The sequence below is a fragment of the Clostridium coskatii genome (genome assembly GCF_001675205.1).
Taxonomy (GTDB): domain Bacteria; phylum Bacillota; class Clostridia; order Clostridiales; family Clostridiaceae; genus Clostridium_B; species Clostridium_B ljungdahlii.
Window position 1 is genome coordinate 55,410 of record NZ_LROR01000036.1, and the last position, 15,293, is coordinate 70,702.

At 32.5% G+C, this 15,293-nt stretch carries 11 protein-coding genes; 4 read left to right on the forward strand and 7 right to left on the reverse strand.

What is annotated here, in order from left to right; all coding sequences use genetic code 11:
- The first annotated feature begins 16 nt into the window (after window positions 1–16).
- Complete coding sequence (yjeM, locus tag CLCOS_RS06250; RefSeq protein ID WP_063601303.1) at window positions 17–1,516, forward strand: glutamate/gamma-aminobutyrate family transporter YjeM; 1,500 nt, start codon at window positions 17–19, stop codon at window positions 1,514–1,516.
- A gap of 12 nt (window positions 1,517–1,528) precedes the next feature.
- A complete protein-coding gene (locus CLCOS_RS06255; protein WP_063601304.1) occupies window positions 1,529–2,302 on the forward strand; it encodes a serine hydrolase in 774 nt (257 codons plus the stop codon).
- Window positions 2,303–2,494: 192 nt separating this feature from the next.
- Here CLCOS_RS06255 and CLCOS_RS06260 read toward each other — a convergent pair whose 3' ends face one another.
- The 7 genes from CLCOS_RS06260 to CLCOS_RS06290 form a co-directional block, all read right to left on the reverse strand.
- Window positions 2,495–3,580 (reverse strand): GerAB/ArcD/ProY family transporter, encoded by a 1,086-nt coding sequence (locus CLCOS_RS06260; RefSeq protein WP_063601305.1) that lies wholly within the window; start codon window positions 3,578–3,580, stop codon window positions 2,495–2,497.
- A gap of 33 nt (window positions 3,581–3,613) precedes the next feature.
- A complete protein-coding gene (locus CLCOS_RS06265) occupies window positions 3,614–3,832 on the reverse strand; it encodes a hypothetical protein (RefSeq protein ID WP_063601306.1) in 219 nt (72 codons plus the stop codon).
- Window positions 3,833–3,860: 28 nt separating this feature from the next.
- Window positions 3,861–5,045: a Ger(x)C family spore germination protein gene (locus CLCOS_RS06270; RefSeq protein ID WP_063601307.1), complete on the reverse strand. Its 1,185-nt coding sequence runs from the start codon at window positions 5,043–5,045 to the stop codon at window positions 3,861–3,863.
- A gap of 210 nt (window positions 5,046–5,255) precedes the next feature.
- Entirely contained in the window at window positions 5,256–6,857 is a 1,602-nt protein-coding gene (locus tag CLCOS_RS06275; RefSeq protein ID WP_063601308.1) for a spore germination protein, read from the reverse strand.
- Window positions 6,858–6,916: 59 nt separating this feature from the next.
- On the reverse strand, window positions 6,917–7,114 hold the full coding sequence (locus tag CLCOS_RS06280) for a hypothetical protein (RefSeq protein WP_063601309.1): 198 nt from the start codon (window positions 7,112–7,114) through the stop codon (window positions 6,917–6,919).
- A gap of 24 nt (window positions 7,115–7,138) precedes the next feature.
- A complete protein-coding gene (locus tag CLCOS_RS06285; RefSeq protein WP_063601310.1) occupies window positions 7,139–8,224 on the reverse strand; it encodes a GerAB/ArcD/ProY family transporter in 1,086 nt (361 codons plus the stop codon).
- A gap of 183 nt (window positions 8,225–8,407) precedes the next feature.
- On the reverse strand, window positions 8,408–8,968 hold the full coding sequence (locus CLCOS_RS06290; protein ID WP_063601311.1) for a DUF6143 family protein: 561 nt from the start codon (window positions 8,966–8,968) through the stop codon (window positions 8,408–8,410).
- A gap of 843 nt (window positions 8,969–9,811) precedes the next feature.
- Here CLCOS_RS06290 and adhE (CLCOS_RS06295) point away from each other — a divergent pair.
- Together adhE (CLCOS_RS06295) and adhE (CLCOS_RS06300) are read left to right on the forward strand one after the other, a co-directional pair.
- Window positions 9,812–12,424, forward strand: a complete 2,613-nt coding sequence (gene adhE, locus CLCOS_RS06295; protein WP_063601312.1) for a bifunctional acetaldehyde-CoA/alcohol dehydrogenase — start codon at window positions 9,812–9,814, stop codon at window positions 12,422–12,424.
- Between the two features lie 156 nt (window positions 12,425–12,580).
- Window positions 12,581–15,214: a bifunctional acetaldehyde-CoA/alcohol dehydrogenase gene (gene adhE / locus CLCOS_RS06300; RefSeq protein WP_063601313.1), complete on the forward strand. Its 2,634-nt coding sequence runs from the start codon at window positions 12,581–12,583 to the stop codon at window positions 15,212–15,214.
- The last annotated feature ends 79 nt before the right edge of the window (window positions 15,215–15,293 follow it).

The window sequence follows — 15,293 nt, forward strand, 5'->3', positions numbered from 1 at the left end:
ATTTAGGAGGGGAAAAATGGGTACAAACAATTTAAAAAAACTGTCACTTGTAGCACTAATTTTAATGATTTTTACCGAAGTGTTTGGCTTTGCTAACATGCCAAGAGCATTTCTCCTTATGGGATATTCATCTATTCCATGGTATATAATATCAGGAATAGCATTCTTTATTCCATATGCATTTATGATGGCTGAATTTGGTTCTGCATTTAAAGATGAAAAAGGCGGAATTTATTCATGGATGAATAGATCTGTAGGACCTAAATATGCTTTTGAAGCAACATTTATGTGGTATGCTTCATATGTTGTCTTAATAGTTGATATGTGTTCCCTTATATGGATTCCACTTTCAAATCTAATATTTGGAAAAGATGTAACAGCTAGTTGGGGATTTTGGGGACTTAAATCCACCCAAGTTATAGGAATTTTTAGTATTATTTTTATAGTAGCCATAACATTTATAGCTACTAAGGGATTAAAAGACATTTCAAAAGTTACCTCAATTGGCGGTACCGCAGTTATGTTATTAAATGTTTTTTTGATTATAGGTGCTGTAATTGTGCTTATAGCAAGCCATGGACATCTTGCACAGCCTCTTAGTTTTACAGTATCTCCAAATCCAAAATACAGTAGTTCTCTTTCAATTTTATCATTTATAGTATTTGCTATATTTGCTTATGGTGGAATTGAAGTTGTAGCAGGACTTGTAGATCAGACTGAAAAACCTGAAAAAAATTTCGCAAAAGGAATGGCTATATCTGCAATAGTCATAACACTAGGATATTCTATAGGTATATTTATGTGTGGTATATTCACAAATTGGAAACAGGTACTTTCAAACCCAGATGTTCATTTAGCTAATGTTGCATATGTTATAATGCAAAACCTGGGGTACCAGTTAGGAGTTAGCTTTAATTTAAGTCAATCTGCAGCACTTACATTAGGTGCTTGGATAGCAAGATTTGTTGGACTATCAATGTTCCTTGCACTAACAGGAAGTATTATAACTGTATTATATGGTCCACTTAAACAGATAATAGAAGGTACTCCAAAAGGGTTATTTCCTGAAAAAATAACAGAGATAAAAGATGGTATGCCTAAAAATGCAATGTGGGTACAGTGTATCATAATTGTTTTATTTTTAGTACTACTTACAGTTGGTGGAGAAGGAGCATCCAAGTTCTTTAACATAGTTGTAAGCATGACAAATGTAGCATTGACAATTCCGTATATGTTTATAGCAGGAGCTTTTGTTCCTTTTAAGAAGAAAGAGGAAATTAACAAGCCATTTATAATTTTTAAGAGCTATAAATCTTCATTGATCTGGGAAATAGTTGTTGTATTTACTATAGGATTTGCAAATTTATTTACAATAATTGCTCCAGCATTTCAAGGTGACATGCAAAGCACCATATGGATGGTTGTAGGTCCTATATTCTTCTCAATTGTAGCATTTATACTGTACTCCAATTATGAAAAAAAGAATAAAGCTTTAAAACAAAAAGTAGAAAATTAGGAGGCACGAGACATGCTGTATGAAAAAATATTAGCTGCAATAGATTTAAAAAAATTGAATTGTGCATTTGTCATAGAAAATCTTAAAACAGGAGAAAAAATTGCCTATAATGAAAATGTAGTGGTGCCTTCTGCAAGTCTTATAAAGATACCTATAATGATGGAGATATTGAATCAAGTTAAAGAAGGAAAACTTTCACTTAAACAGAGGATAACAGTAGAGGACAATGTAAAAGTACCTTTTAGCATACTTAATCTTTTGGAAAGTGGAAACAGCTATACTCTAAAAGACGTAATAACCTTGATGATAATTCAAAGTGATAATACGGCTGCAAACATACTGATGGATCTTGCAGGGATGGACAATGTGAACAATTATGTTAAAAATTTAGGAATAAAAAATACAGTACTTCAGAGAAAGATGATGGATTCAGAGGCAAGAAAAGAAGGCAGGGAAAATAAAACTACTGCTGCAGAAATGGCAAAATTCTTTGAAATTATCTATAAAGGTGAAAAGGCTAAGGGATCCTACAGCGTCATTATGAAGAACATATTGACTAGCCAGCTGGATAATAGTGTTATGAGACTTAATATTCCCGATGATACACTTATTGCTCATAAGACAGGGGATTTAGATGGAATAAGCCATGATGCAGGTATAGTATATCTTCCTAATGTTGATTATATTTTTTGTGGACTTACCTGGGATGCTGTTACAAATAACTTTGCCAGAGAAACAATTGGAAAGATTTCTAAAATAGCTTATGATTATTTCATATCTTTATAATAAACAGAGTTCTTGGCATCAGATGGAGTTTTAACTCCACCTGATGCTTAGAAATCGTTATCCAGGGACGTAGCTGCTCTTTACTCCAACTTGGAGAAGTGGGAGTATTAGAGCAGGTAGTCATCGGATAAAGGCTAAAGGATGATGGACTGTCTATGAAGGCAGTCCATTTTAATTGTAAGATTTTAGTTTCTAACTACCTAATTTTCTAATCCAGGCTATGATTAAGGATATAGAAGGAAATAAGATTATATATGTAATAACATATATAGGATATATAGAAGACGCTACATATGCATGATCTGCTGGTGAACTGAACATGATAATTGAAAATATAATGCTTATAATTCCAACAGGAGTAACTAAAGGTTTATAAGATTGTAATTTGAAAAACTGGGCTATGGATAGAACTGTTGCGTAATAGAATATACATATTTTTACAAATTCGTTAAATAATAGTATTAGTGCAATTAATATTTCCATTCTCGTAATAATTTCTCCCACATTTATGGATCTTGCTACTTGATAAGATGGAAGAAAATGAATAGAATTTATATTCCCAAGCATTGCTATATTTCGCAAGATAACACTTAAAAAAAATATACTTCCTGCAATTAAACCTATAAAAGCAGATTTTTTTACTTTTTTTATATCATTAACGTATGGAAAAATCATTAGTAATACAACTATTTCACCAAAGGGAATAGATATCATAAGATTGGTTCCTTGAACAAATTCTTTTAAGTTTATTTGAAAAAGAGGTAAAAAATTTGATAAATGCATATCTTTAATAGTAAGTATTGTAATAAATACAGCCATAATAATTGATACTATACCTAAAATGAAACTGGCCCTAGCTATAACTTCTAATCCTTTTTTTAGAGCATATATGCAGACTATTGTAAGTATTACTATAAATACACTAATATCTACTTCTGTAAAAAGATATGTAGAAAAAAAGTCTGCAGTAAATCTGAAGTTAGCAGAGATTATGTACCAAAAGTAGGAAATATATAATATAGATATAATTTTTCCTAAACAGCGCCCATACAATATATCATTTATCTCTATCAAATTTTTATCAGGAAATCTTTTATTTAGAGATGTATAAATTAATAACAAGGGCAGCATTATAGTAAAGCCTGCTAATAAGACTATCCAGGTATTTATTTTTGTTATTCCAACTATAAAAGCTGCGGTAAGTGTGGAAGCTTGAAGTAAACCAATAATTAAAAATGATAATTGGGAGCCTGATATTGTACCTTTTTCAATTTTCATGAAAAGTCACTACCTCTATAATAAAAATTAGATTCATTGATAATTTAAATGTAATAAATCTTTCACTACAAATTCCATGCCTTTTACAGGATTAGGTATAGGTATTCCTAAGATATAGGATAGGCTTAGTATAAAAGCTATAATTAAGAATATAGAAAATATTTTTAGTTCATGCCAATATTTATTTTTAATCATCTCCGGTACTTCGTAAAATGTTATACTTATAAAAATGATTATGGATAAAAATATCATTTTTTATACCTCATTATAATTAGTAGTGTTAATCTTTAGACATAATGGGTTTAGTAATTCTGCCTGTTCGTCTCAACTTTGCATCTACATTTATGCTTACAGGAATGTTTTGAAAAGTTTCTTCCCAGTTTTTTTGAATCTTATTCCACTGACCAGGATAATGCTGATATATAGTATCTCCAAAACCAAATATATCTGCATTTAATCTTCGAGATTTTTTTAATGCAAGCATTATTTCTTTTTTTATAGTATCTTCCTCACGCTTTTCAAGAATTGAAAAAGCTTTTGGATTTGATAAATCTTCAGAAGAAAGTTGCTCTTGCAAATCTCCTTCTTGTTTAATTTTTATTTGTATGCTTAGTCCACCGTCTTTTACTTGTGGAATTATTTTACCTGTTGCGTGAGTTGTTACTATGTTTACTTTGTCATTGATGTCCTTATTTGATGTACTTATACTGACAATTCCATTCTTCATTTTATTAGTACACCATAAGAGTCCCCGGGTTTCTTTTTCATTAAGGCTTCCAACCATCGTACCTTTTTTAAATACTGCTGTTTCTGAAAGGTATGCTATTTTTCTATTATTGTCATTTGAAATTTCAACTATAGGTGCAGTGGGCGCTGTAGTTTTACTCATCAATTTAGATGAAAAATCTTTTAAATCTACAGCTGGTATCTGAGATACTTGCTGTTGGTTTTTAATCAATTCTCCTATATTTCTTCCAGGAGTGGCTTCAAGTTCTGGTTTTACATTTAATATTTCACTAGCAGGCTGTTTAGATACTAAAATCCATGTCAAGAGGCGAGTTTCACGATATCGCAAGAAGAAATCCATATACTTTTCAATACCCTCTTCTGCGGAATCTTTTCCGAATATAACCACTTGATTATGTGAAAAAAATAAACTACGATTTAGTTTACGATTAAAAGCTTTTGCTGCATCGGAAATACTTTTCCCCTTTTCTTTTAAATTTAAGTAACCGGTATTACTTGAGCCTCCATCATTTCCTTTTGAAGAACTTTTAATACCTGATACATTAGCTAGCTGAACAGTCATTTCTACAGGATAACCATCTTCTTTTCCTTTGTCAATTCCCATTCCTATTACTATGGCTAATTTATTTAACTCATGCGCACTCCAACAGGAAGTTAAATTTAAAGCTACCAAAATACATATAACTATTTTTATTACTGCATTTATGTATTTTTTCATTAGATTCACCTCATAAACAGAGTTCTTGGCATCAGATGGAGTTTTGACTCCACCTGATGCTTATTAACAGGATTCTTAGTGCTTCAGCACTTAGAAGGCGTTATCCTTTAGGAAAAATCGTTATCCAGGGATGTAGCTGCTCTTTACTCACACTTGTAAAAGTGGGAGTATTAGAGCAGGTAGTCATCGGATAAAAATGTGCTGGTATTTCTAATTGTTATTTTCTTTTAATGGTGGTTCTGGCTTTGACCCTGGTTTTTGTCTTTTCAAATTGTGCCATCCTATAGTTTTAGGTCTAGTAGACATATTCCACAAGTGAGTTCTTATGAAACTATCCTTTAAGTCTTCTTTATTTAATGGGGCAAGAGGAGCTAAATATGGGGTGCCAAAAGATCTTAAAGATGCGATGTGTACAAGTAAAATCAATATGCCAATACCAACTCCAAATATACCTAGCATTCCAGCTAATATAAGAAATATCATTCGCAAAATGGCAGCTACATCTGTATACACAGGAACTACGAAACTGGATACAGCTGTTAATGCTACTACAATAACCATAAGACCTGATACTAGTCCTGCTGTTACGGCAGCTTCACCTATTACTAAAGCCCCTACAATGCTTACTGCCTGACCTACTGGACGAGGCAAACGTACTCCTGCTTCTCTTAAAATCTCAAAAGTTATTACCATAAGACCAGCTTCCATAACTGCAGGAAAAGGAACTCCTTCCCTACCTGCTGCCATAGTAAATAATAAGGTAGTGGGTATTAGTTCTTGATGAAAAGTAGATAACATTACATAAGTAGCTGGAGCTAATATACTTATAAAAAAGGATGTATATCTTAAAATTCTTAAAAAACTTGCAAAATATGTTCTTGAATAGTAGTCTTCTGCACTTTGAAAACCTTCAACAAAAAGCATTGGCATAGTAAGTACAAAAGGAGTTCCATCAACTAAAATAGCAGCCCTGCCTTCTAATATTTTGGCAGCTGACGTATCCGGCTTTTCCGAATTACCCACAGTAGGAAAAATGGAATAAGGGGCATCTTCTATAAATTGTTCAATGTAGCCTGATTCTAAAATAGCATCTGTATTAATCCTATTTAGTCTTTGTTTTATTTCCTTTATAAGCTTAGGATTAACAACTCCCTTTAAATAAACAATACATACACTAGTCATTGTTTGTGTACCAATTTCCATTGTTTCAAAGGTTAAGTTAGGATTTTTGATTTTACGTCGTAAAAGTGTCATATTTGTGGCCATAGTTTCACAAAAACCTTCCCTAGGTCCTCTTACTACAGCTTCAGTTTTAGGTTCTTCTACACCGCGGGTTTCCCATCCCTTTGAATGAATAATTAAAGCTTCTTTGCAGCCGTCCACAAGAAATATGGTATCGCCAGATAAACATCTATCTATTATTTGATTTACTAATGCAACTTGTTTAACATTCCCAACAGAAAGCATACAATTTTTTATAACGCTAATACTATCTAGCTCTAATTCACTTTCTAAATTACACAGTTTGCTGTCGTACATAAAAGGTTTAATTATAAGTTCATTTATAGTTGCTTTTTCTGTCATACCTTCTAAAAATATAATTGCAGCATTTATTTGCAGTTTAGAACCAAAGGAAAATTTACGGTAAATTATATCACTGCTTGAACCTAAAATATTTTTTAAAACATTTAGATTATCTTCAAGGCTAGTAGAAAGTTTTGGTTGTGGAATTTTCCCCTTTGAATTTTCACCACTTACATTAGTATTTTTAAGCTGCATGAATTTAAACTTTTTATATATATAATTAAACACTTTATTTACCTCTATTTTTATTTTATAGCATTAGTATTTGTTTACTGACAGGACATTATTCACTGTTCTTTTTTCTTCTCAGATGTCTCTTTGCCGAAGGCATCATTATTGTATTTTATTCCCAAAGTATAGAGAAAAAGCTGGTAAAGCAATATACATACTACAACAGCAGCATATGTCCAGGAAACAATAACCATTAAGGTAGGATAAAAGCCTCTTCCTTCTAATGACTTTTTAAAAAATTCTATAAACCACATAGTTTTACCACCTCAAAATAATATTTACAATTCAGACCTTCTCCTTTTTATACAGTAAATCATTAATAAAAGTAGGGGAAATATATTGGAATAAATTATTGTAAAATAGTGAACGTCGAAGGGAAACATCCATATGTGATAGGCATAACTTGGTTCAAATACAATGGAAAACCAGAGCAAAAAAATACTAAATAAAATAAGAGTTAATTTATAAGTTTTTAGTTTAAATATAGTAGTTAACATTATAGTAATTGCATATAGGTATATGGACATTTTGAAAAATCCACCAAAGAATATAATAAGTATACCTATAGCATCTATATTGGTTATTATATTTTCTATATTAATTAGTCGTAAAGTTTCCACAAATGGGATAGTTGTAATTGAAGTAAATTTAGGACCCAATACTGTAATATCCATTATTAAAGAAAAGCAAAGAAGTATTCCAGAATATAAAACTGCTTTTGCTGTAGTTTTTCGTACAGAACTTTTATCATTAGAATAATGCCAATACATTAAAAAGATGAAAATTTCTCCAAAGGGAAACATTATTACACTGGGTAGGGTTTGTAAAATAGGTTTAATGCCATTTCCTAAAACAGGTGTTAACTTTTTAAAGTCTACATCTCCTGATATATAAACCAATATGTATATACTTAACAGAAATAATATAAGAATAGGAAATATTATCTCACTTGCACGAGCTAAAGTTTCAACCCCTTTTAATAGAGTATATACACTAACAGATAGGAATAGAGAAATTATAATCCATAATGGAGTTTCAGGAAGAGTTGTCAAATTTATTAGTTCACCAAATTCTCTAAGATTACGAGCTGTATGCCAAAGGCAATCTAATATGTAAAATAAAATAAGTGGTATGCCAAAAGATTTCCCTAATATGGCGATAATTATTTCAGCATAATTTTTATCAGGAAATGCATTTTGAAGTTCTGTGTAAATCCATACAAATACTAAGCCAATCAATAAGGCAATTAAAATGACAATCCATGCATCTTGTTTTGCATTGATACCTAGAGCAAAGAGTGTAGTACTTCCCACTTCAAATATAAACATTAATGTGAATAGTTGATGGTTACTTAAGTTTGTCATGTGAACTCCTCTAAAAAGATTTCTTCATATTAGATGCTTTTATATATATCTTAACCAATGAAATTTTTAGTATGTATAATAAAGTACTTTTTAAGTATTTTTGGTATACTATTTTTAAATTAAATGAACTGAATCTATATTATAAGTTCAGTTCACTTAATTTAAATCTATATAATAACTAAATTACAGAGGTTCCTCCCACCAACCTAAGGCAACATCAGTTTTAATATGCTGGCTGCCAGGAGAATGCAGATATACGATGAGTGATCCCCCTGGAGGTATGACAATTTTACCATAATAATTTCCCACTACTGTGGAATTTGCTTCTGCAATTCTGTTAAACAAGCTTATGCCACTGGAAGGTGAGTGTTTTACATGTTGTGCGAAACCCAATAGAATATCAGAAGTTGGTAAAGGGTATATGGTAGTATTTGCAGGGGATACATAGGGAGATATAGAAGTTCTACCAAGGGGTTCAGAATTTAGCCATAGTTCTGATCTAAAAGGTGTATTAGACGTATTTGACACTGTAAAGGTATTTATATATAATTTAACCTCTGAATCCTCTGGGTTCATCAAGCCTCCCCAGGCATTTAAATTACGTTCTAGAATTAGAAATGGGGTATGACCCATAAAATATTTTCCTTTAAAAGATTCATATACACGGTAGGGTAGGTTTACTACCTCCGTTAGTTTATTATGATGACTTACGGTATTGGAATTTAAAATATTTTTATTTTCCATAAATATGACCTCCTAGCATTTAGTATTATTTTATGTGAATATAGCTGTAGGAGTGTAACATTTGTGCAAGATTTCAATAAACAGAGTTCTTGGCATCAGATGGAGTTTTGACTCCACCTGATGCTTATTAACAGGCTTCTTAGTGCTTTAGCACTTAGAAGGTGTTATCCTTTAGGGGAAATCGTTATCCAGGGACGTAGATGCTCTTTACTCCTACTTGAAAAAGTGGGAGTATTAGAGCAGGTAGCCATCGGATAAACGGTGTAATGTATTTATTTCTTTTAGGATAAAAAGTGCAAAGAATATGAACAAAAATAGAGTTTCTGTGTATTAAATTGTAAAATATCCACTAAAAGATAAAATTATAATAAAAAAATACAAAACAATAATTGACAAGATATAAATAATTATGCATAATTATATCATGATAACAATTAGTTAAGCATAATTACATATATATGAACATAAAATGACATCTTAGAAGCATATCTTTCGTTAGTAATAATATAATTTCCTTTAGAAGAAAATGATTTATTTAAAATAAATAGTGTAATGTTTTTTATAATTTTCGGAAAATTCCCAAATTTAGCATACTAGGCATGGTAAAAATAGCTTGAATAAGTGCCTACTATTATTTATTGATACATAGAGAATTCCACTCTTTGCATTTTATCTAACATCAAGGGGTTTATTTGTCACAAATTATGTAAAAATAAAACAAAGATGTAAGGAAATTCTATGATATAAATTTTATAAACATAATAAATTGACTTTGATAAGATTGGAAGAATGATAGTTAATACTTAGAACTGCTAAAAATTAGGAAAGAGGTGTCGTTAATTAATGAAAGTTACAAATGTGGAAGAATTAATGAAAAGACTAGAAGAGATAAAGGATGCTCAAAAGAAATTCGCTACATATACTCAAGAACAAGTGGACGAAATTTTTAGACAAGCAGCTATAGCAGCCAATAGTGCTAGAATAGAACTAGCTAAAATGGCAGTGGAAGAAAGCGGAATGGGAATTGTAGAAGACAAGGTTATTAAAAATCACTTTGCTTCAGAATATATATATAACAAATATAAGGATGAAAAGACCTGTGGAGTTTTAGAGAGAGATGCAGGCTTTGGTATAGTTAAAATTGCGGAACCTGTAGGAGTTATTGCAGCAGTAGTTCCAACAACTAATCCGACATCCACAGCAATATTTAAATCTTTAATAGCTTTAAAAACTAGAAATGGTATAATTTTTTCACCCCATCCAAGGGCAAAAAAATCGACTATTGCAGCAGCTAAAGTAGTACTTGATGCAGCAGTTAAAGCTGGTGCTCCTGAAGGAATTGTAGGATGGATAGATGAACCTTCCATTGAACTTTCCCAGGTGGTAATGGGAGAAGCAAATTTAATTCTTGCAACTGGTGGCCCTGGTATGGTTAAGGCTGCCTATTCTTCAGGAAAACCTGCTGTAGGAGTTGGCCCAGGTAATACACCTGCTATAATTGATGAAAGTGCTGATATTAAAATGGCAGTAAACTCAATACTACTCTCAAAAACTTTTGATAATGGTATGATTTGTGCCTCAGAGCAGTCAGTAATAGTTTTAGACTCAATATATGAGGAAGTTAAAAAAGAATTTGCTTATAGGGGAGCTTATATATTGAGTGGGGATGAAACAGATAAGGTTGGAAAAATAATTTTAAAAAATGGTGCCTTAAATGCTGGTATTGTAGGACAAAGTGCTTTTAAAATAGCACAACTGGCAGGAGTGAACGTACCAGAAAAAGCTAAAGTACTTATAGGAGAGGTAGAATCAGTAGAACTTGAAGAACCATTTTCTCATGAAAAGTTATCTCCAGTTTTAGCTATGTACAGGGCAAGAAATTTTGAGGATGCCATTGCAAAAACTGATAAACTGGTTAGGGCAGGTGGATTTGGACATACATCTTCATTATATGTAAATCCAATGACAGAAAAGGCAAAAGTAGAAAAATTTAGTACTATGATGAAAACATCAAGAACTATAATTAACACACCTTCATCACAAGGTGGTATAGGTGATATATATAATTTTAAACTAGCTCCTTCTTTGACACTAGGCTGTGGTTCCTGGGGAGGAAACTCTGTATCCGAAAATGTTGGGCCTAAACATTTATTAAACATAAAAAGTGTTGCTGAGAGGAGAGAAAATATGCTTTGGTTTAGAGTACCTGAAAAGGTTTATTTCAAATATGGTAGTCTTGGAGTTGCATTAAAAGAATTAAAAGTTATGAATAAGAAGAAAGTATTTATAGTAACGGATAAAGTTCTTTATCAATTAGGATATGTGGACAAAGTTACAAAAGTTCTTGAAGAACTAAAAATTTCCTATAAGGTATTTACAGATGTAGAACCAGATCCAACCCTTGCTACAGCTAAAAAAGGTGCAGCAGAATTGATGTCCTATGAACCGGATACAATTATATCAGTTGGTGGTGGTTCAGCAATGGATGCAGCTAAGATTATGTGGGTAATGTATGAGCATCCAGAAGTAAGATTTGAAGATTTAGCTATGAGATTTATGGATATAAGAAAGAGAGTATATGTTTTCCCTAAGATGGGAGAAAAGGCAATGATGATTTCAGTAGCAACATCAGCAGGAACAGGATCAGAAGTTACTCCATTTGCAGTAATTACAGATGAAAAAACAGGAGCTAAATATCCATTAGCTGACTATGAGTTAACTCCAGATATGGCTATAGTTGATGCAGAGCTTATGATGGGAATGCCAAGGGGGCTTACGGCAGCTTCAGGTATAGATGCATTAACCCATGCACTAGAAGCTTATGTATCAGTAATGGCTACAGAATTTACTAATGGATTAGCCCTTGAAGCAGTAAAGTTGATATTTGAATATTTACCAAAAGCTTATACAGAAGGTACAACTAATGTAAAGGCAAGAGAAAAAATGGGACATGCTTCATGTATGGCTGGTATGGCCTTTGCTAATGCATTCTTAGGGGTATGCCACTCTATGGCACACAAATTGGGAGCACAGCACCATATACCACATGGAATTGCCAATGCACTTATGATAGATGAAGTTATAAAATTCAATGCTGTAGATGATCCAATAAAACAGGCTGCATTTCCACAATACGAGTATCCAAATGCCAAGTATAGATATGCCCAAATAGCTGATTGTCTGAACTTGGGAGGAAGCACAGATGATGAAAAGGTACAACTATTAATAAATGCTATAGATGATTTAAAAGCTAAGTTAAATATTCCAGAAACTATTAAAGAAGCAGGGGTTTCAGAAGATAAATTCTATGCTACTTTAGATAAAATGTCAGAATTAGCTTTTGATGATCAGTGTACAGGAGCTAACCCAAGGTATCCACTAATAAGTGAAATAAAACAAATGTATATAAATGTTTTTGATAAAACTGAGCCAATTGTAGAAGATGAAGAAAAGTAATTATTAAATAAGGTAGAAATGGTGTTCAAATAAAATTTGAACACCATTTTTATTTTTAAAAAGCAATTATGAATAATAATAAAATAGAAACAAACAATAAAAGTGAGAATCTTGTTTACATTTAACAGCATGAAAAATAAGAAAGAGGTGTCATTAATGAAGGTAACTAAGGTAACTAACGTTGAAGAATTAATGAAAAAGTTAGACGAAGTAACGGCTGCCCAAAAGAAATTCTCTAGTTATAGTCAAGAACAAGTGGATGAGATTTTTAGGCAGGCAGCTATGGCAGCCAATAGTGCTAGAATAGAACTAGCTAAAATGGCAGTGGAAGAAAGCGGAATGGGAATTGTAGAAGACAAGGTCATTAAAAATCATTTTGTTTCAGAATATATATATAACAAATATAAGGATGAAAAGACCTGTGGAGTTTTAGAAGAAGACCAAGGTTTTGGCATGGTTAGAATTGCGGAACCTGTAGGGGTTATAGCAGCAGTAGTTCCAACAACTAATCCGACATCCACAGCAATATTTAAATCTTTAATAGCTTTAAAAACTAGAAATGGTATAGTTTTTTCACCACATCCAAGGGCAAAAAAGTCAACTATTGCAGCAGCTAAGATAGTACTTGATGCTGCAGTTAAAGCCGGTGCTCCTGAAGGAATTATAGGATGGATAGATGAACCTTCCATTGAACTTTCACAGGTGGTAATGAAAGAAGCAGATTTAATTCTTGCAACTGGTGGTCCGGGTATGGTTAAGGCTGCCTATTCTTCAGGAAAGCCTGCTATAGGAGTTGGTCCCGGTAACACACCTGCTATAATTGATGAAAGTGCTGATATTAAAATGGCAGTAAATTCAATACTACTTTCAAAAACTTTTGATAATGGTATGATTTGTGCTTCAGAGCAGTCAGTAGTAGTTGTAAGCTCAATATACGATGAAGTCAAGAAAGAATTTGCAGATAGAGGAGCGTATATATTAAGTAAGGATGAAACAGATAAAGTTGGAAAAACAATTATGATTAATGGTGCTCTAAATGCTGGCATTGTAGGGCAAAGTGCTTTTAAAATAGCACAGATGGCAGGAGTGAGTGTACCAGAGGATGCTAAAGTACTTATAGGAGAAGTTAAATCAGTAGAACCTGAAGAAGAGCCCTTTGCTCATGAAAAGCTGTCTCCAGTTTTAGCTATGTACAAAGCAAAAGATTTTGACGAAGCACTTCTAAAGGCTGGAAGATTAGTTGAACGAGGTGGAATTGGGCATACATCTGTATTATATGTAAATGCAATGACAGAAAAAGTAAAAGTAGAAAAGTTCAGAGAAACTATGAAGACAGGTAGAACATTGATAAATATGCCTTCAGCACAAGGTGCTATAGGAGATATATATAACTTTAAACTAGCTCCTTCTTTGACACTAGGCTGCGGATCTTGGGGAGGAAACTCTGTATCAGAAAATGTTGGGCCTAAACATTTATTGAACATAAAGAGTGTTGCTGAGAGGAGAGAAAATATGCTTTGGTTTAGAGTACCTGAAAAGGTTTATTTCAAATATGGTAGTCTTGGAGTTGCATTAAAAGAACTGAGGATTTTAGATAAGAAAAAGGTATTTATAGTAACGGATAAGGTTCTTTATCAATTGGGTTATGTGGATAAAATTACAAAAAATCTTGATGAATTAAGAATTTCCTATAAGATATTTACAGATGTAGAACCAGATCCAACCCTTGCTACAGCTAAAAAAGGTGCAGCAGAATTGTTAGCTTATGAGCCGGATACAATTATATCAGTTGGTGGTGGTTCAGCAATGGATGCTGCAAAAATTATGTGGGTAATGTATGAGCATCCAGAAGTAAGATTTGAAGATTTAGCTATGAGATTTATGGATATAAGAAAGAGAGTATATGTTTTCCCTAAGATGGGAGAAAAAGCAATGATGATTTCAGTGGCAACATCAGCAGGAACAGGATCAGAAGTTACTCCATTTGCAGTAATTACTGATGAAAGAACAGGAGCTAAATATCCACTAGCTGACTATGAGTTAACTCCAGATATGGCTATAGTTGATGCTGAACTCATGATGGGTATGCCAAAAGGGTTAACAGCAGCTTCAGGTATAGATGCATTAACTCATGCATTGGAGGCTTATGTGTCAATAATGGCTTCAGAATATACCAACGGATTGGCTCTTGAAGCAGCAAGATTAGTATTTAAATATTTGCCAATAGCTTATACAGAAGGTACAACTAATGTAAAGGCAAGAGAAAAAATGGTTCATGCTTCAACTATAGCAGGTATGGCCTTTGCCAATGCATTCTTAGGGGTATGCCATTCTATGGCACATAAATTGGGAGCACAGCACCACATACCACATGGAATTGCCAATGCACTTATGATAGATGAAGTTATAAAATTCAATGCTGTAGAGGCTCCAAGAAAACAAGCAGCATTTCCACAGTATAAATATCCAAATGTTAAAAGAAGGTATGCTAGAATAGCTGAATATCTCAATTTAGGAGGCAATACAGATGATGAAAAAGTACAGTTATTAATAAATGCTATAGATGACTTAAAAGCTAAAGTAAATATTCCAAAGACTATTAAAGAGGCAGGAGTTTCAGAAGATAAATTCTATGCTACTTTAGATACAATGTCAGAACTGGCTTTTGATGATCAATGTACAGGGGCTAATCCGAGATATCCACTAATAGGAGAAATAAAGCAAATGTATATAAATGCATTTGATACACCAAAGGCAACTGTGGAGAAGAAAACAAGAAAGAAAAAATAGATATATAGTAAGTTGAATATAGTAAAACAAAAAGGACATATTTATAGTTAAATAAGTCCTTTTTATTTTACTATTGTTT

What these genes read in the sequence shown, in the direction of transcription:
- yjeM (WP_063601303.1), top strand. Translation starts at nt 17, where the DNA reads ATGGGTACAAACAATTTAAAAAAACTGTCACTTGTAGCACTAATTTTA.
- CLCOS_RS06255 (WP_063601304.1), top strand. Translation starts at nt 1,529, where the DNA reads ATGCTGTATGAAAAAATATTAGCTGCAATAGATTTAAAAAAATTGAAT.
- CLCOS_RS06260 (WP_063601305.1), bottom strand. Translation starts at nt 3,580, where the DNA reads ATGAAAATTGAAAAAGGTACAATATCAGGCTCCCAATTATCATTTTTA.
- CLCOS_RS06265 (WP_063601306.1), bottom strand. Translation starts at nt 3,832, where the DNA reads ATGATATTTTTATCCATAATCATTTTTATAAGTATAACATTTTACGAA.
- CLCOS_RS06270 (WP_063601307.1), bottom strand. Translation starts at nt 5,045, where the DNA reads ATGAAAAAATACATAAATGCAGTAATAAAAATAGTTATATGTATTTTG.
- CLCOS_RS06280 (WP_063601309.1), bottom strand. Translation starts at nt 7,114, where the DNA reads ATGTGGTTTATAGAATTTTTTAAAAAGTCATTAGAAGGAAGAGGCTTT.
- CLCOS_RS06285 (WP_063601310.1), bottom strand. Translation starts at nt 8,224, where the DNA reads ATGACAAACTTAAGTAACCATCAACTATTCACATTAATGTTTATATTT.
- CLCOS_RS06290 (WP_063601311.1), bottom strand. Translation starts at nt 8,968, where the DNA reads ATGGAAAATAAAAATATTTTAAATTCCAATACCGTAAGTCATCATAAT.
- adhE (WP_063601312.1), top strand. Translation starts at nt 9,812, where the DNA reads ATGAAAGTTACAAATGTGGAAGAATTAATGAAAAGACTAGAAGAGATA.
- adhE (WP_063601313.1), top strand. Translation starts at nt 12,581, where the DNA reads ATGAAGGTAACTAAGGTAACTAACGTTGAAGAATTAATGAAAAAGTTA.